22 protein-coding genes are annotated in these 16,254 nt (G+C 69.2%); 8 read left to right on the top strand and 14 right to left on the bottom strand.

The window, feature by feature from the left end:
• Positions 1-2,913, top strand: a complete 2,913-nt coding sequence (locus GTY84_RS23155; protein WP_161228302.1) for a DEAD/DEAH box helicase — start codon at positions 1-3, stop codon at positions 2,911-2,913.
• A 115-nt stretch (positions 2,914-3,028) separates the two neighbouring features.
• Positions 3,029-3,214, top strand: coding sequence for a hypothetical protein (locus GTY84_RS33110; protein WP_202551654.1), 186 nt, complete (start codon positions 3,029-3,031; stop codon positions 3,212-3,214).
• 216 nt (positions 3,215-3,430) lie between these two features.
• Here the strand turns inward: GTY84_RS33110 and GTY84_RS23150 are convergent, their stop codons facing one another.
• From GTY84_RS23150 to GTY84_RS23130, 5 genes are all read right to left on the bottom strand, one after another.
• Positions 3,431-3,799 (bottom strand): helix-turn-helix domain-containing protein, encoded by a 369-nt coding sequence (locus GTY84_RS23150; RefSeq protein ID WP_161228301.1) that lies wholly within the window; start codon positions 3,797-3,799, stop codon positions 3,431-3,433.
• 96 nt (positions 3,800-3,895) lie between these two features.
• Complete coding sequence (locus GTY84_RS23145) at positions 3,896-4,153, bottom strand: hypothetical protein (protein WP_237532543.1); 258 nt, start codon at positions 4,151-4,153, stop codon at positions 3,896-3,898.
• Positions 4,154-4,317: 164 nt separating this feature from the next.
• A complete protein-coding gene (locus GTY84_RS23140; RefSeq protein WP_161228299.1) occupies positions 4,318-5,340 on the bottom strand; it encodes a tyrosine-type recombinase/integrase in 1,023 nt (340 codons plus the stop codon).
• Positions 5,337-5,741 carry a hypothetical protein gene (locus GTY84_RS23135; RefSeq protein ID WP_161228298.1) on the bottom strand — a complete coding sequence of 135 codons (405 nt, stop codon included), beginning with the start codon at positions 5,739-5,741 and terminating at the stop codon, positions 5,337-5,339. Before GTY84_RS23135 ends, GTY84_RS23140 begins: the two co-directional genes overlap by 4 nt.
• Complete coding sequence (locus tag GTY84_RS23130) at positions 5,738-5,998, bottom strand: hypothetical protein (RefSeq protein WP_161228297.1); 261 nt, start codon at positions 5,996-5,998, stop codon at positions 5,738-5,740. The genes GTY84_RS23135 and GTY84_RS23130 overlap by 4 nt, the downstream gene beginning before the upstream one ends.
• A gap of 110 nt (positions 5,999-6,108) precedes the next feature.
• Here GTY84_RS23130 and GTY84_RS23125 point away from each other — a divergent pair, with 110 nt between their 5' ends.
• The 3 genes from GTY84_RS23125 (at position 6,109) to GTY84_RS23115 (ending at position 7,883) form a co-directional block, all read left to right on the top strand.
• Positions 6,109-6,459 carry a hypothetical protein gene (locus tag GTY84_RS23125; RefSeq protein WP_161228296.1) on the top strand — a complete coding sequence of 117 codons (351 nt, stop codon included), beginning with the start codon at positions 6,109-6,111 and terminating at the stop codon, positions 6,457-6,459.
• A 110-nt stretch (positions 6,460-6,569) separates the two neighbouring features.
• On the top strand, positions 6,570-7,148 hold the full coding sequence (locus GTY84_RS23120) for a hypothetical protein (RefSeq protein WP_161228295.1): 579 nt from the start codon (positions 6,570-6,572) through the stop codon (positions 7,146-7,148).
• 45 nt (positions 7,149-7,193) lie between these two features.
• Positions 7,194-7,883, top strand: a complete 690-nt coding sequence (locus tag GTY84_RS23115; RefSeq protein WP_161228294.1) for a hypothetical protein — start codon at positions 7,194-7,196, stop codon at positions 7,881-7,883.
• A gap of 62 nt (positions 7,884-7,945) precedes the next feature.
• Here the strand turns inward: GTY84_RS23115 and GTY84_RS23110 are convergent, their stop codons facing one another.
• The 4 genes from GTY84_RS23110 to GTY84_RS23095 are packed head-to-tail and all read right to left on the bottom strand — an operon-like array spanning position 7,946 to position 9,763.
• A complete protein-coding gene (locus GTY84_RS23110; protein ID WP_161228293.1) occupies positions 7,946-8,308 on the bottom strand; it encodes a hypothetical protein in 363 nt (120 codons plus the stop codon).
• Positions 8,305-8,745 (bottom strand): hypothetical protein, encoded by a 441-nt coding sequence (locus GTY84_RS23105; RefSeq protein ID WP_161228292.1) that lies wholly within the window; start codon positions 8,743-8,745, stop codon positions 8,305-8,307. The genes GTY84_RS23110 and GTY84_RS23105 overlap by 4 nt, the downstream gene beginning before the upstream one ends.
• On the bottom strand, positions 8,745-9,014 hold the full coding sequence (locus GTY84_RS23100) for a hypothetical protein (protein ID WP_161228291.1): 270 nt from the start codon (positions 9,012-9,014) through the stop codon (positions 8,745-8,747). Before GTY84_RS23100 ends, GTY84_RS23105 begins: the two co-directional genes overlap by 1 nt.
• A gap of 2 nt (positions 9,015-9,016) precedes the next feature.
• Positions 9,017-9,763, bottom strand: a complete 747-nt coding sequence (locus GTY84_RS23095) for an N-acetylmuramoyl-L-alanine amidase (protein WP_161228290.1) — start codon at positions 9,761-9,763, stop codon at positions 9,017-9,019.
• A 218-nt stretch (positions 9,764-9,981) separates the two neighbouring features.
• Between GTY84_RS23095 and GTY84_RS23090 the strand changes: the two genes are divergently transcribed.
• From GTY84_RS23090 to GTY84_RS23080, 3 genes are read left to right on the top strand one after another with little or no spacing between them, the layout of a single operon-like run.
• Positions 9,982-10,704 (top strand): hypothetical protein, encoded by a 723-nt coding sequence (locus GTY84_RS23090; protein ID WP_161228289.1) that lies wholly within the window; start codon positions 9,982-9,984, stop codon positions 10,702-10,704.
• Between the two features lie 12 nt (positions 10,705-10,716).
• A complete protein-coding gene (locus GTY84_RS23085) occupies positions 10,717-10,929 on the top strand; it encodes a hypothetical protein (protein WP_161228288.1) in 213 nt (70 codons plus the stop codon).
• Positions 10,926-11,291: a hypothetical protein gene (locus GTY84_RS23080; RefSeq protein ID WP_161228287.1), complete on the top strand. Its 366-nt coding sequence runs from the start codon at positions 10,926-10,928 to the stop codon at positions 11,289-11,291. Before GTY84_RS23085 ends, GTY84_RS23080 begins: the two co-directional genes overlap by 4 nt.
• 203 nt (positions 11,292-11,494) lie before the next feature.
• Here GTY84_RS23080 and GTY84_RS23075 read toward each other — a convergent pair whose 3' ends face one another.
• The 5 genes from GTY84_RS23075 to GTY84_RS23055 are packed head-to-tail and all read right to left on the bottom strand — an operon-like array spanning position 11,495 to position 16,245.
• On the bottom strand, positions 11,495-11,785 hold the full coding sequence (locus GTY84_RS23075) for a hypothetical protein (RefSeq protein ID WP_161228286.1): 291 nt from the start codon (positions 11,783-11,785) through the stop codon (positions 11,495-11,497).
• Positions 11,785-13,335, bottom strand: coding sequence for a C40 family peptidase (locus GTY84_RS23070; RefSeq protein ID WP_161228285.1), 1,551 nt, complete (start codon positions 13,333-13,335; stop codon positions 11,785-11,787). The genes GTY84_RS23075 and GTY84_RS23070 overlap by 1 nt, the downstream gene beginning before the upstream one ends.
• Positions 13,335-14,045 (bottom strand): hypothetical protein, encoded by a 711-nt coding sequence (locus GTY84_RS23065; RefSeq protein ID WP_161228284.1) that lies wholly within the window; start codon positions 14,043-14,045, stop codon positions 13,335-13,337. The genes GTY84_RS23070 and GTY84_RS23065 overlap by 1 nt, the downstream gene beginning before the upstream one ends.
• 20 nt (positions 14,046-14,065) lie before the next feature.
• Entirely contained in the window at positions 14,066-15,073 is a 1,008-nt protein-coding gene (locus GTY84_RS23060; RefSeq protein ID WP_161228283.1) for a hypothetical protein, read from the bottom strand.
• Positions 15,073-16,245 carry a siphovirus ReqiPepy6 Gp37-like family protein gene (locus GTY84_RS23055; RefSeq protein ID WP_161228282.1) on the bottom strand — a complete coding sequence of 391 codons (1,173 nt, stop codon included), beginning with the start codon at positions 16,243-16,245 and terminating at the stop codon, positions 15,073-15,075. The genes GTY84_RS23060 and GTY84_RS23055 overlap by 1 nt, the downstream gene beginning before the upstream one ends.
• Positions 16,246-16,254 lie beyond the last annotated feature (9 nt).

The following is a 16,254-nucleotide window of genomic DNA, read 5'->3' as shown; positions in this document are numbered from 1 at the left end:
GTGAACCACGCACTGCGCCCGTATCAGCAGGAGGCCGTCAAGGCGATCAGGGGAGGAATCGGCAGCGGCGGAGCGGGCCAGGTCCACATGGCCTGCGGGTCGGGCAAGACCATCACCGCGCAGCGGGCGGCCGAAGAACTCCTCCCCGGCGGAGGGACGGTCGCGGTGCTGGCCCCGTCCCTTGCGCTGGTCGCCCAGACCCTGGCCTCCTGGAGGGAGTGTGCGAACGTACCGCTGGAGAAGGCCCTCGCCGTGTGCTCGGACGACACGGTCATGGACGCGCCCGTCCACACCGGCGACCTGCCCGGCCCCAGCACCACCAGCGCCGACGAGATCCGTGCCTGGCTGGACGAGCCCGGCAGCGGGCTGCGGCTGATCGCAGGTACCTACATGTCCGCCGGGCGGCTGGCCGACGCCGTCCGCGGCACCGGCCGCCCGCTGGACCTGCTGGTGCTCGACGAAGCGCACCACCTCACCGGGCGGCCCGACTTCTCCGAGAGCAGCGCGCGCCGTGTGGTCGACCAGGCGTGGATGCCGGCGCGTCGTCGTCTGTACATGACCGCGACGCCGCGGATTGATGCGGCTGCGGCGGAGCGGCACGGCTATCTGTCCATGGATGACCGTGCGCTGTTCGGGCCGGTCCTGTACTCCTATTCCTTCAGCCGGGCGATCGCCGAGGGGTACCTGGAGGACTACCGGCTGCTGGTCCTCGGTGTGTCCGACAAGGAAGCCCGCGCTCTGCTTGCCGATGCGGACCGCGAGTACGTCGACGCGCCCGGCTCCCAGTCCTTACGGACCATGGCCGCCCAGGCCGCGCTGATCAAGGCGAGCCGGTTGTACGGGCTGAAGCGGGTGCTGAGCTTTCACCCGCGGGTGGAGCAGGCGGCCGAGTTCGCGCGGAGCCTGCCGGGGGTGGCCCGTTCGCTGGGCGCGCCCGAGCCGTATTCCGCGCATGTTCACGGAGGGATGGACCACCAGGCCCGGGCCCGGATCGTCAGCCGGCTGCATACCCCGCCGGGCCAGGGCTGGGCCGTGCTGTCCAACGCCCGCTGCCTGGGCGAGGGCGTCGATGTGCCAGCGGTCGACGGCATCCTGTTTGCGCACCCCAAGCGGAGCGCGGTCGACATCGTGCAGGCGGTGGGCCGGGCGCTGCGCCGGGACCCGGACACGCCGGGCCCGTCCACGGTCATCGTGCCGGTCGTCGTGCCCGACGAGGACGGCGAGATCGGCGACCTGGACGCGGGCGACTACAGCACCTTGTGGCAGGTGGTGCGTGCTCTGCGGGCGCATGACGAGCCGCTGGGCCTGGAGCTGGACCATCAGCGGTCCCATCTGTCGGCCGACAATCCGCAACTGCCCGGGAAGATCACCGTCGTGCTGCCCGACGGGACGTCCCGGAGCATCCTGGACACGCTCACCGTTCTGACCGTCCGGCAGTCCACGTCCCCGTGGTGGGAGGGGTACGGGCATGCCTCCGCTTTCCGGGACGCGCACGGTCATCTGGAGGTCAAGGACAGCTACCAGTCGCCCGCCGGGTACACCCTGGGGAAGTGGCTCACCCAGCAGCGCTCCGCCTACCGGAAGGGGTGGCTGGCGGCGGATCGCGTGGCGGCGCTGGAGGAACTCGGGATCGCATGGGACCCGACGGCCGCCCGCTGGCAGCGTCTCCTGGCCGCCGCGCGGTCTTATCGTGCCGAGCACGGGCACCTGCGGGTCCCAACCGGCTACACCGCGCCCGACGGGTATCCGCTGGGAAAGCAGTTGTCGGCACGCCGCAGTCAGTACAGGAGCGGGGAACTGAACCCGGCGTGGGCGGCGGACCTGACCGGGCTGGGCATGGTGTGGGGGCCGCTCCGCAGCGCCTTCTGGGACACCCACGACCGGCTCGCCCGCTGCCTCCGGGACCATGGTCACCTCGATGTGCCGGATTCCTACACCGACCCTGACGGGTATGCGCTCGGACGTCGGATGCGGAAGGTCCGCAGGGCCGGGCCCGGTGCCCTGTCCGCGGAAGAAGCCGCCGCCCTGGACCGGCTGGGTTTCTGCTGGTCGGGCCAGGAGCAGCGGAACCGGCTGATCGCCACGGTGGAGGAGTTCCACGCCGCTCACGGGCACGTCGACATCCCCGTCGCCTTCGAGGCGCCCGCCGGGCGGGTCCGGCCGGCCGGGTGGATAGCCGTGGCCCTCAGCGGTGAGCGTCATCTGACGCGGGCTGAAGTGGCCCGGCTGCACGCTGTCGGCCTTCCCGTTCCGGGCCAGGCCGATCCCCAGTGGGAGTCGAACCTCGCGGCGTTGCGCGCCTACCGTGCGCAGCACGGACACCTGGATGTGCCGGCGAAGTACGTCACTCCCGGCGGGGCCGCCCTGGGCACGGCGCTGGCGACACTGCGCTACAAGCACCGGCAGGGACGGTTGTCCGCGGACCGGGTCGCGGCTCTGGAGAAACTGGGAGTGGTGTGGTCGCCGCGCGAGGAGCAGTGGGGCGACTTCCTCGCGGCCTGCGACCGGTACATCACGGAGCACGGGCATCTGAGGGTGCGGGTGGACTACGTCGATGCCGGGGGGTTCCCGCTCGGCGCCAGGATCGTGTTCTACCGGCAGCTCGCGAAGGGCCGGGCGCGTGGCGGGCTGTCACCCGAGCGCCGTGCGGACCTGGACAGCCGGGGCATGGTCTGGCGTGCCGTTCCCTCCCGCGCCATCACCGCAGAAGAACAGCACTGCCTGCAAGGGCTCACCGGCCCTGAGCTGGGCGCCGCGATCCTCCGTCTGATCGACAACGAGGACGTCACCCAGTCCAGCATCGCCGCGGCCCTGGGCATGAGGCGTTCCGCCCTGCACACCAAGCTCAAACGGTTCCGGGACACGGGCGCCTGGCCCGAACGGGCAAGGTCCCGCACCGGCCGCGCCACGTGAAGGGGAAGCCCCAGCCCCGCCGTCTGCACGGCGGGGCACGAGCAGCAGCCCAGGGCGGGTGCCCCCGCGCCGGGTCCTGGAGGCTGCTGTCAGTGCTGCGAGGCAGGATGCATCCATGACTAAGACGATGCAGAGCTACGGTTTCACCTGGACCGATCCCGACGGCCGCCCCCAGGCGTCCGCCGTCGCCTACGACCGGACCAGTGCCGACCGGCGGCGCACCGAGCTGGAGCAGGCCGGGGCCACGGACATCGTCGAGGTGGCGGTCAAACCCGGAGAGATGCCCGCGGTCAAAGGCTGAACACCCGAGTGCCCTCCCCCGCGTCTCAGGGGAGGGCACTCGGAGTTTGGCCGTCGCGCCACGGTGGCAGCACCGAAACCACGACCACTGAGCACCGCACACGGCGCGTCAGCGCTTACAGCCCGCCCGGCTATGAACCGATCTGATCTCGGGTGCCCCGGTTTCCCGCAAGCAGACGAGCGTGACCACCACCAGGATGCCAGAGCAGGCAACCGATCAGCAGTCCTTTGCCATCACGCGGACCAGCTCGACCAGCGCAGCCTGCTGGTGCTGTGGCAGAGCGCCCACCATGCGGAGCAGTTCGGCTGCCTCTCCCGACGCCTCCCACTCCACGCGCACACCGAAGAACTGCGCGGCAGCAGCCTCCCGAAGCCTCGTCGGCTCCAACCTGAGACCGGCGGCCAGCGTGTCCAGGCCCTCCAGAGACGGAGCGTTGACCGGGGCGCCGGTCTCCAGCCGATGCAGCCAGGCCGACGACACCGCCGCGCCGCCACCAGTCTCCCGGCATGCGGCAGCCAGCGACTGGTACGACAAGCCGACCTCCCGCCGTCGACTGCCCACCAAGCTGCGCAACTCGTCACCCACAGCAGCATCCTTCCGGCAGATAGCCCCGTCGCGACGGGGGATGCACGACGGGGCCGAGGTCAGTCTGGCATGAGACGCCGATCGTCGACGGACACTTCAGAAGCCGATGTTGTCAGGCCGTGCGATGTAGTGCCGCTCCACGCGACCCACAGGACCAACGAGCACGCCTTCGCCGACCAACTGCCACTGGGTCCAGTAGGTGCCGCCGCCGTGGTGCTCCCCTCGGCAGGAACAGGTGCAGTCGTCACCGGCCGCCGTCTGGCACTTGTCGTGGCACTGCTCGGTGGTTGAGAACTCCAGGTAGACGTGCACCTCTCCGAACCGGTTGGCGAGGGCTTCGACTAGCGTCCTCAAGTGCGGCTTGGCTATCTCCCACCGTCCGGGGCGTACCGTGTTGTTCCAGTCCGGGCGGATGCGGTCGCCCAGTTCTTCGTGCAGCCATGATCGGTTGGCGCGACTGAATGGCATTCGCATCCAAAGGCGCGTCTCGTCGTAACCACGGCGTACCCAGGGTTCTCTCACAGTCCGATGTCCTCGCTTGCTGCGTCGGTCCACTTGTCAGCCTCGCGAATGTATCCCCAGAAGGCGGGGCTGTTCTCGGCGTGCCCGGACTGTTCGCGGATCTTCTCCTCGCGCTTCCCGGCTCGGCGCGACGTGGTGATGAACCCGGCCCGCATCGAGTGTCCTGTGAGGCGGACGGACAGGCCGGCTCGTTCAGCGTTGCGGGCGATGATCTCGCGGACGGCTTCCGGGGAGAGGGCGCGGTCGCCGAGGCGCCCGTGGACGGTGATGGGCAGGAAGGCGGGTCCGGTGGTGATGCCTGCGGCGGCGCGCCAGGTGAGCCAGGCGCGGACGGGGCAGGTGTCGGGGTTGCGGCCGTAGCCGACGACGACGTCCCGGGGTGGCCGCCCCTTCACGGCGGGAACGTGGACTTCGAGCCCCTGGCTGACGTGGGCGATGGTCTCGACGCGGAGGGCGGCGACTTCGGCGGAGCGTCCGGCGACGGCGAAGGCCATAAGCCAGAGGGCGCGGTCGCGGATCCCGGTGAGCCCGTCGGGTACGGCGGCGGCCATCTGGCGGAGCTGCTCGGGAGTTGCCGCCTTGGCTGCGCCTCGCCCTCGCGCGACGCGGTCCTCGTCGTTCTTGAGCGGCTTGAGGGCTTTGCGGGCAGCGACGGTCGCTTCCTTCGGCACCTCGACGCCGTGCGTGCGGCGGGCGGTGACGGTGACGCCGGTGATTCGCCGGTCGATGCTCGCGGGCGCGGCTAGCTTGATCGTGTCGAGCCAGACGACGAAGCCGACGAGGGTGCCTTTGGTGACGGCGGTCGATGGCATGCGGTGGCCGGTGCGTTCGGCGAGCCAGTCGTGGAACTCCTCCCAGAGTGCCCAGTCGTTGGCGTATCCGCGCTTGGTGTTGTCGGGGATGATTCTTTCGAGGTGTTCGTCGGCGGCCTTCTCCATGGCGGCCAGGACGGCGAGCGTCGCAGCGTCGTAGGCGGCAGGGATGGCGTCCGACTGACGCGGGATGAGGGTGCCGCTCATCGCTCACCCTCCGTCCCGGTGGATACAGCTTCGTAGTGCTGAGCCCAGAGCGCCTTGGGGTTCGGCGTGGACCGGGCCAGGCGCTCACCGCAGGAGCAGGCGACGGACGCGCCTTGGCCGCCCTCATTGTCGGTCTGCGGCGCGTGCTTCCCTAGGGCACCCACGTGGGTGGGGCACAGGTGGAGCCGGAATCGTCCGTGTGACCGGAGGGACCGGACGTCCAGAGCCCGCAGCAGGGTCCGGCCCGCCTTCACTGACGGCAGCGGAGCGTGCGACTGGTGAGCGATGCTGTCGATCGTCGTCCAGCCGACGGGGGCATCGTCGGTCTCGGAGAGGTCAGAAACCGTGCAGTTGGCTGCGTCGCACCGGAAGCGGTACGTGCGCAGGACTTCGGCGGTCATGCGGCCGCCTCCAGCTGCTCCCACAGCCACGGCGTGTGCGTGGTGTGACGGTGTTCCCGGCCGCAGGTTCGGCAGTGCGACGGTCGCCAGTGTGCCTGGGGGATGAACGTGTGGAGCGGCTTCAACCAGTGGCCTTCGGCTTGTAGGTGGTCGCCTCGGTGCTGGCCGCAGCGGTCGCAGATCCAGTAGCCGTCCGAGCCGTCGAGCTGGACGGGGCCTTCACGGAACCAGTGATCGGTGATCAGCTCTCTGAGCATAGCTAATTGTACCGGTTTTTCGCCCGCGATATGGCATGTTATCGAGAGTGCTTGTCGATCAACTGCCCCAAGCTGCTGTCTGGTTGCACGGCGGTGGCTAGCATCGCGTCATGACTTCAAGACCCCGCTTCCACCCCGGCGACGGGCGCCCTCGCTACGTCGGCCCCGCTGTCGTGATCTTCCCTGACGGCCGAGAGGCGCCCGTCGACGTGTCTCTCGTGCTGCGCTACGACCCGAGCCGCACGGACAACCGCGAATCCGACCGCGACAGCACTTGGGCCGGCGGCATCACGCTCGCCGACGAAGTCACCGATGTGGATCTCTTCGATGCCGCGCCCGGGATCCTCCGCCTGCCGGATGGTCGTGAGAGCGAGTTCATGGCCACCAGCGGTCCGCGCAAGTCCGGCTGCTCCGGGCTGGGGCCCGCTCCGTTCGTAACGCCGGACCCCAGCAGCGCATAAGGGAACGTTATGCGCTAGCAAGCCACGCGCCCCTCGCCGAGGCGTTCTCTCCAGCCCGATCAGGCTGTCGGTGCCCGCCGCTATGCTCCCGCGCCATGAGTATCCCTTGGGTGGACATCAGTGCCGCCTCTACCGCCGGCCTCAGTGCGATAGCCGCGTGCGGCGCTTGGCTTGCCGCCCGACGTTCGACGAAGACCGCGGAGACGCTAACGCGGATCGAGCGCGATCGGCGCCATGAGGAGCGTCGGCCTCGCTTCAGGTTCTCCCTGGGCGGGCCGTACCGCGAGTGTTCCACATTGAACGTGCATCTTGCCGGCCCGGATGAGCTTGGCGAGGTCGAGGTCGTGAGTATCCGTGTCGACGACGATGACAAGGACCGCTCCAATCTGCTTGGGCGGGGAGCTACGCGAGAAGATATTGAGGCTCACGTGTGGGGCCCATACCAGTTCACGCCACACAATGACACGGCAGATGAAAACGGGCGGGCGGTCGGCCCGTTCTCTCTCAAGGTCGGTCGGGGTCGACCGTTTCAGATGGACCGGACACGTCCCGGGGCCTGGATGGAGGGGAAGACTATGGATGCCTGGCAGGAGGAGTATCTGGGGCACCCGGTGCGTCTGGTCATCACCTGCCGAGTTGGCGATGAGACGTGGACCCTCACCCAGGCGCTGCCGACCGATCCCTGGTAACCCGGTTCATCACAGGCTGGTAACCCGCGCTCACAGGTCCCTCACATGTTCTACGGTGACCCTTCAACCTTGGGGGTTCTGATGCGCGTTCGTGCGACGGCGGCGGTGGCCGCGATGCTTCTGGCTGCTGTGACTGGGTGCGGGGGGTCCGATGACGGCAAGGACGTGGCGACGAAGCCGCAGCCCGCAACACCGACCGCGCCGGCGGAGTCGACGGGCGCCGGGAACCCGGAGGTGGACTGCTCGGATGAGTCGCTCAGCCAGGCCGACTGGATTGAGCACTGCGCCGAGGAGGGCGGGGGGACCGGCGGGGACGGGACAGCGGGGCGGCTGACCGGATTGAAGTTCGGCGAGTCGTTCACGTGGCCAGATGGGCTGAAGGTGTCGGTCGTGGATGCGAAGGAGTGGACGAAGTTCGTTGAGGACGACTACTCCGAGGACGATCCTGAGGCGACCGAGTTCCGAATCCGGCTGAAGATCACCAATGGCAGCAAGGCGCCGGTGAAGCTGGATGACCTGTCCACCTTCATCGACGGCGCCACGAACGGCGGCGAGGCGTCTACTACCCAGTTCGTCACGGACTCGGATCCGCTGGAAGGCCGGCTGGCTCCCGGCGTGACGGTGACCAAGACCGATGACAACAGCCTGGAGTCCCGATACGGGAAGAAGATCGTGGTCACGGTGCAGCGGTCCGGAGAGGACTTCCCCGAGTTCGAGGGCGAGATCACCGGCTGACGTACCTCAGGCCGCCCCCGCTTCCTGCCTCGGCAGGGGCGGGGGTGTCGTCGTTTCCCGAGTCAGACTCCGGTGCGGTTGTACTCCTCGACCAGGGGGTGGGCTGGCTCGGGGTCGATGCCGGCGCGGTTCATCTGGCGTGCCCATCGGTCGGTTGTCCAGGCGAAGGCGCGGACGACTTGTTCCAGGCGGGACATCTTGCCGCGTAGTTGGCCGTTCTCTTCGTCGACGCGTCGGACGGTGGCTTCGAGGACTGCGAGGTTGGCGGCCTGTTGGGCGGGGGCGGCGTTGGCTCGGGCTGCTGCTTCCTGTGCGGCGGCGGTGGCGCGGGCGGCGTCGCGGGTGGCGCGGGCGACGAACCAGCCTCCGCCGCCGAGGATGCTGCCGGTGGCTCCGATGATGGTGGCCCATTCGGCGACGGTCATGGTGCCTTGCCTCTCCGGGGCCGTGGCGCTGGGGGGACCGAGTATTCGGGCACCGTGGCCGCCCACAAGATGACCCCGACGTGCGAGGTGAGGTACCAGATGGCGACGAAGCCGCCTCGGGAGTAGTTGCCGGTGATGACGGCGGTGGTGTAGGCGGTGGCCCACGCGGTGGGGGGTATGAGGGCGGCGAGGTAGCCGAGTTTGTCGCGGCCGACTTGGAGGAAGGCGCTGGCGAAGGTGGCGGTGCCGCAGGCGATCCAGAGCCAGGCCCAGTTTCGGAGGCTAGTCGCTTGGGTGAGGAGTTGCAGGCCGTGGTCGGTGGGTGGGTTGACGAGGAAGCTGATGCCCCAGCAGGTCTTGCCGGTGCCGATGACGGCGAGGAAGGAGCCGCGGCGGCCCAGGGTCTTGCGGAGTCGCCGGGCCGCACGGCACCGCATCAGACGCCCTTGGCGAGGCTCGCGGAGTTCTTGGTGCCGAAGGCGCGGGCGAGCATGCCCTTGAGCAGGGATCCGGCGGCGGCGATTCCGGCGGCGGCCATGGTCTGCCAGAAGGTGGCGTGGAACATGTCGGCCGGGCCGGCGGCGAGGGCGACGCCGCCAGCTGCGACCACGGCGGTGGACAGGGTCCGTTCGGCGAGGTCGCGGGCGTAGGCGGCGGTGGTCTTCACGACGGTCTGTGCGTCGGGGAGGGAGATGTGGTCGGCCATGGTCAGGCCCCCTTCTTCTGCGCCGCGCGGATCTCGCGGACTAGGTTGCGGGTCTCCAGGGCGAGGTCGTAGATCTCTCGGAGGAAGCTGATGGGCTTCCAGGTCGGGTTGGTCTTCAGGGTCGGGGACTTCGACGGCGCTGGGGCGATGTCCTGCTCCCACATCTCGCGGTACGACATGGGCTTCTCCTTGCTCGGGGTGGGGTTGGGTGCGGGGGTCTTGCCGCTGGCGCGGGCGACGATCCCGGGGAACACGACCTCCCGGAACTGCTTGATCCGTGCCGGGCCGGGACAGGAGTGCGCGTCGGGGTTCCAGGCGGCGTGCATCGCGTGCCAGCCGTAGCCAGGGTCGTCGGCGGTTCGGCACAGGCGGAGGGGGATGCCGTGCTGGTGATGGACCCACACCCCGGCCTTGATCAGTTCCTCGACCTGCTTGTCCGTCCAGGGGTCGGTGGCGGTGAGGTTGGACGCGGTCTCGACGGAGATGGCGCCGGTGCCATCGGGACGGCGGTTGGCGGAGGCGTTGGCGTCGGCGCGGGTCTCGGTGCCGATGTACTGGGCGATGTCTCCGGCGTAGCCGATGCCGAAGTGGGATTCGAGGTTCGTGGAGTCGCGCCAGTACTCGTAGGTTCGGCGGGCGGTCCAGGGGCCGACGATGCTGTGCACGAGGAACTGGGTCGGCCGGATCGCGGGCTGTTGGTCTGATTCGGGTTGCAGCTCCATCTTGGTGGCGCCGGGGTACCAGGCCATGGGGTCTCCTGTTGTTGGGGTGCGGAAGTGATGGCACCAGCGACCATTGACCTTTGAATCATAGGTCAACACCAGCAATACACCTACGATTCGTAAGTTCTTGGGGTATGGTCGGTGGTAGGGAGGCGCCGGGGGTCCTTGCGCTCCCTCCGCGGCGGGCCTGGCTGTGCGGGTCCGGCCCGCCGCCACCCGCACCCCAGCCCGCACGGAGGCTTCCCGTGCATGATCCGCTGACCGTCGCCTTCGAGATCCGCCGCCCGTGGCCGGAGCGCTCGCCCCTCTCGGCCGCAGGGCATCAGGCCGTGCGCTGGCGGATCCGCCTCCACCACGACTGCGGGACCTGGTGCGCCGACGATCTGCCTCACCGCGAGGGCGCGTTCCCCTGGTGGAAGCCCTCCAGCTACAGCGCGTTCTGGCGGCTGGGAGGCCGGGACTACTACTTCCCGTCACTGATCACCGTGTGGCACCGCGAGCCGGGCGGACGTGACAGCCTGTCCGTCTGCGGGAGGCGCGTCCAGCGCCGCGACGGGACGTGGAGGTTCGCACGCGGATGGCGCTGGCACATCCACCACTACAAGATCCAGCTCCGGACCTACCAGCGGCTACGCCGACGCTTCCTCACCCGCTGCGCCTGGTGCAACGGCCGCTCCGTCAAGGGCGATCAGGTCAACCACTCCCACTCGTGGGACGGACCCCGCGGGCGCTGGTGGCAGGGGGAGCGGGGTCTCTTCCACGCCGACTGCTCGTCGATCGAGCAGGCGCACAGGACCTGCGTGTGCACGCGACCCGCGCTGGACCACGATGTCTACGGCAAGTGCTCACGCTGCGACGGGTTCCGGCCGTTCGGCTTCACCGACGCCAACCTCGCCCGCGCGCGTGACCTGCAAACGATCCCGCACGGCGAGCGCCACACCGACACCAAGGAGGCGCCCCATGACTGACGTTCAGGGCCGATGCCCGCCTGCGGCGGCAGCAGTCTCTTCCTCGCCGAGGGCGGGCACGTCACCTGCTCCCGCATCGACTGCCCGGCACCCGACACCGTTGACGCCCTGCTGCACGGCAGTGGGGCCACCCTCCCCGAGAGGTGTCCGTCAGTGGAAATCCGCAACGCCTTCTCCGAGCGTCTGCGCGTGGAACTGTGTGTCGAGCTGAGGGAGCGGCCGTGACCGAGAAGGATGCCGCCCGGTACGCCCGCTATGCGGAGGCTGTGAGCACCATCGTGGGCTACCCCTCCGAGACGATGATGCGCGCCGTCATGGCGGTGGCCGATGCCGAACTCGCCGAGCGGGAGATGCCCGATCCGCTCGTCGGACGGCTCGTCGCCTGCGCCGACCCCAGCACCGGCAGGGTCCTGGCTGTCGGCAAGGTCACCGAAGTCAACCGAGCCGACGGCAGCATGCGACTGACCGCCATGCGGCACGACGATCCGGACGCGCCTCATGTGGACGCCGACCCTGCGGCCCTCCCGCCCGGCATGAACTGGCGCGACCACCTCGACGCCGCTGGAGGGCGCCATGACCGCACCTGACACCGAGTTGCAAGCCGCAATGGACCGCATTGGGCAGACGATCGCGCGCGCCACCCTGCGAGCCCTACGCAGTAACGCCAGCGACTTCGCCCTCACTGGCCGTTGGCGTCCCGACGCCCACCGGATCGTCTACCTGTTCGGCCGGGCGTACTGGTGGGACCGGGACCCTGACGGGCGACTGACGCTGCGGCCCGCCGCGTGGATCAGCGCTCCCGCCCCACCACGAACCCCAACCGTTTCCCGTAGGTGGCCCGGTACTGGTCTGGTGTCCACGCCCGGCCCGTACTGAGGAACACAGGGTCCACGCGGGCGCCGCCCGTCGTCTCGTCGTCGGCGACCAGCACCCAGCCCACCACCACTCCCCCACCCGGCACCCCGGACAAGCCCACCCCAGCCGGCGCCGTCACCTCCACCCGCAGCCCACCGGCCGCAGGCACCAGAGCAGAAATCAGCGCTGCGGGCGGAACAGGCTGGGGTTGCATGATGAACGGCATCAGAACCTCCGGATGATGCGCAGGCTGGTGGCGTAGAGACCGGTACCATCGAGGATGGAGGTGCCGCCCAGGTCACCCATCGTGGGGCCGTTGGGCGTCTTCCTTGAGTTCAGGAAGCGGTAGCGGCCGTTCTGGTCGATGCCGATGAAGATCCCGTTGTGGTCGATCTGGCCGGACGTAGCATCACCGGAGTCCGCGTCGAACAGCGGCACATCCCCGATCCGCAGGTTGGCCAGCGGCGGCGGCGCGCTGGCAGCCTGGGCGACGACGATGCCCGGCCCGCTGGGACCGATATCCCGCGTCCGACGCGGCAAGTTGATCCCGTCGAAGTCCCGGTCCCGGACCATAGGGATGCCCAGGTGGTAGCCGTACACCATCCGCACGTAGCCCGAGCAGTCCATGCACTGCCGCCACTCCGGAGACGTGGCCTTCGACTCCCCGTTCGGATAGGTCCAGGGCATCCCCATGTACTCATGCCAGTCCGCGCCCTCCCGGCGCGTGCCGTCAGCAGCGTTCGGCCCGTACATGGCCTGCCCGGCGACCTGCACTCCCCCACCCATCCGGGAGTCCATCACCACCAACGCCCCGGTGATGTACGCCATGGCGTGCGCGAGCGCGTCGGGGGTGGTGTCGACCGCCCACGCCCGGATCTGATCCGCGAGCGCCGGCGTCCACGTGCCGTCGAAGGGGGTGGCGAGGATGCGTACCCACGTGTTGTGTGTGACCGTCGGCGTGCTCGGCCAAGTGCCGGAGTAGAGCTGAATCTCGTGTACGCGGAACAGGATCGGGATGGCGGTGGAGCCAGCGGAGGCGAACGCCCTCACGCCGATCCGTCCGGCGCCGAGGCTGGTGTCGACGACCTCGTGCGTCCACGTGCCTGGCTCCGTCGCACCGTCCTTCCAGGCCCGGCACCTGAGCGTCGTCCCGGCCCGCTGGGCGCGGATGTGCCAGATGTCCCCGGCGACGTATCCGGTGCCGACGGTTGTCAGGGCGCCGATCGTGGTCGTCCCTGCCGATGTCTGGCACTCCAGCACGAGCTGCACCGTCCCCGAGGTGAGGACAGAAAGTCTCGCGCGATACTGCGACGTCGACGAGGTGTAGGCGAAGGAGAGTGCCAGCGACGATGCGTTGCCCGTGGCTGGCTTGTCCATCGACCACGAGAGCCGAGCATCCAAGTCCGATATGTCGTTGACCAGCGACGTGTGCCGGGACGCGTTCTCCGCGCTCACGGAGATCAGCCCGCGCCCCGGAGTGACGGTGTAGTCGGCGTCGGTGCCGTTGCTGTTCGACCAGGTGCCGCCACCTGGCGACGGACCCCAACCAGCCGTGGTTGTCCGCTGGAACGTGTCGGCGAACGGCCGCTTCTGCTCCGTGAATGTCCTCTGCTGTCCGCGCATCGTGACGGTGCGCGCGCCGACCGTCAAGGTCGCAAGGAGCCCACGCGCATCAGACACCTGCAAGAGCTGCGGCGGCCCCGGCACCACGCTCGTCGTCAGCGCGGCAGGCGGGTTCACGTGCAGTCGGTCGTCCTGGACGAGCAGCAGGTCCATCACGCCTCCTGCACATCGATCTGGATTGTCACCGCGGACGGGCTTCCGGCCACGGACCGCAAGGCGACCGATACCGAATCCCCCGCAAGCACAGCCTGGTTCTGGAGGGTGGGCCCGGACAGCCAGGTCGCGGCCGTCGACAGGGAGAGATCCGTGACCAGGATGTCCAGACCGTTCTTCGCGGCGTTGATCGTGGCTCCCGTTCCGCCCGCCCGGTACCCGCGGACCGCCGTGATGGTGCAATCCCGGGGTGCCCGCCAGACCACCTCCGAGACAGCGCCCGACGGCATTCTGATCACGGCGCCCTTGGTGGCCACCCAGTCCTGCTGTGCCGGGAGCTGGCTGACCGTCAACCGGCCCGACGAGTCGAGCTTGGCCCATCCGTCGGGCAGTCCGCCGCGGGCGATGAAGTCGTTCAGGGTCTTGCCGAGGTCGGTGGCGGTGAGGATGTAGCGGCGGCCGTAGCCGAAGTCCACGTACAGGTACGTGATCGTGTCGTCGTCGGGGCCCAGGAAGGCGGCCCCGCCGTCCGCGTCTGCTGTGACCGTGGTGGTGGGGTTGAGCTGCAGGTCGGTGAGGTCCGTGATCTGTACGCCGCCCACCCGGGAGTCCCACACGGTGCCCTGTGAACCGGGGCGGAGGACGAGTTGGTCGCCGACGCGTTCCATGGCGAAGTCAGCGGGGCTGCCGCCGAAGAGATGCCTTGCCACTGGGAGGTTCCTCGTTTCTGTCAGGCGAGCCAGTAGGAGCCGTCGATCGTGAGCACGTCATCCGTGCGGATGTTGAACGGCGTGTTGGTGAGGAGGTTGTAAGCATCGGGGCCGCCGCCGCTGGTGGTGGCCGGGTAGCGGAGCCGGGAGATCCGGGTGACGGATTCCGTGGTGGCCACGTAGCCGACGCCGGTCGCGGATCCTTCGCCGTTGTTGGAGGTGAAGTTCCACTGGAACAGGCTCCTGAGCTGGCCGGTGGCCGGAAGACCCGGCGGGAGGCTCACCATGATCGGGTCGGGGTAGCCGGGCGGATTCCCCGACGGGATGAGCTGGATCGTCACATCCACCCGGTTACCGACCGCCTGGTACCGCCCGATGTTCTGGCTGCCGGAACCCCAGTTGATCGTGGTGGTGCCCGCCGTCCAGACCGGGGTGTAGGCCGAGTCCTCCACACCAGACGAACCCAACCACCGCCACCCGGCCCCATCCCCCACAAAGAGCTTGCCGCCCTCGACGAGGAGCTGGTTCCGGATGCTCGGCCGGCGGGCTCCCGGCACGGACGGGAGCGCGCCGCGGTCCGTGAGCCATCGGCGGTCGAGGACCGATACAGCGGTCACGACGGACGACCCGGCAGCGACGGTGCACTGGGCGAGAGGGACCTCGTAGATGCCCTCGTCGTCCTGGGTGAGGCTGGGCGCGCTGGCCCCGCCAGCCTTGTAGACGGCGGTGACCTGCTTGGCCGTGATGGGGTCGGCGCGGAGGATGACGAGGTCAGTGCGTGCTGTCCCGCCGGTGTTCGGCGGGACGGGGAGGTTCTTCGTGCTGCTGTTGTGGTAGTAGAAGCCGTTCACGCTGGCACGGCCCGGGGCAACGGCCACGGTGGTCGTCCCGGAGGCGGTGACCTTCAGGAGGTTGCTGGATTCGCTGAGGGCATGCACGCCATCAAGCCCCCAGCGCTTAGCCATGCCGGACCACTGGGACTGGGTGGCGATCGGGGAGCCGTCGAACGGCCCAGAGAACTCAGCCATCAGGCCGCCTTCCGTGTCTTGACCCTCGCAAGATCCTTCTTGAGACGGGCGATGTACCCATAGATCCGAGCGACCGTGTCCTGGCCGCCGTCGCCGCCGACCCTGGCCCGGACGCCGGCCTCGCCAACGGAGCTTGTCAGCGTGACCTCTCGCACCACGTCCGTGTACCAAGCCCCGCCGCGGAGCTGCGCGGACACCGTGTCGCCGACGTTATAGTCCCGCCCGTACCGGAGCTGAGGTAGATCGATCGGGGCGATGGACAGCGCACCCTGCCCGGCCCCGCTGGCAAGGGCCTCCGCCCCGGCCTGGTCCATCTGCGCGGCCAGGTCGACGGACGCGGTGTCGACGCTGGTCTGATCGACGAACTGCTCAAGGACCAAGCCCGGGAATAGGGGGTCGGCGCGGTCGTAGGTCTTGCAGACGCGTGGGCTGGTGCCGCCACCGGCGACGACGATGGCGCTGGTGCAGGTTGGCGGTGTCGTCGAGTAGGAGGCGTCGGTCAGGTTGCCCAGACCGAATGAGAATCGGGCGGTGCCGCTGAGGTCGGCGGGCTGGAACACCTGGAACTGGAGGGCGCTGCCCACCTGGACGACGCGGAAGCCGAGGCCGGCCGCCTCCGCAATGTCCTGGAGGACTGTCAGCAGGTTGTCGAACTGGTTGACCTCCCGGACCAGCGCCGACCCGCGGGCGCCGTTCGCGGCGAGGGTGAGGAGCGCGTTGCGGCGGCTCGCGAGCGCCCCGGGGCCGGCGTTCAGATTGACCAAGTTCCGCATGCCGGTTTCCGCCGCAGGCACGTTGATCTTGTAGACGGATGCGGTCTGCGATCCGATCGCGGCGGTCGGGGAGGGCCAGCAGGTGTAGCGGGCGAGCACCTCCTCGTCGGACACGGCGCCCACGGTGAGCCGCCCGGCGCCGGAGTCGGATTCGGAGCGGGACCAGTCCGGGGTGCGGATCGGCCCGGAGAGGACCGTCTCGCCCGTCGGCCTTTTCACGATCAGCCCGTTGCCCTCGACCAGCAGCAGCGCGGACGGCGAGTCGGCGGAGATCTCTATGCTCATCGAGCCGATCGCGTTGTGGCGGGGTACGACGGTCAAGTTGGTGTAGTCGGCGACCTGCCCGATCCGCTGCAGCGTGCTGTTGCGGACGTACACCCGGAGCGCAGTAGATTCCATGGCCAGCCC

It is taken from the genome of Streptomyces sp. SID8352 (assembly GCF_009862265.1).
Classification (GTDB): domain Bacteria; phylum Actinomycetota; class Actinomycetes; order Streptomycetales; family Streptomycetaceae; genus Streptomyces.
The sequence above is the reverse complement of the archived record's forward strand: the minus strand, read 5'-3'. Positions and strand labels throughout refer to the sequence as shown.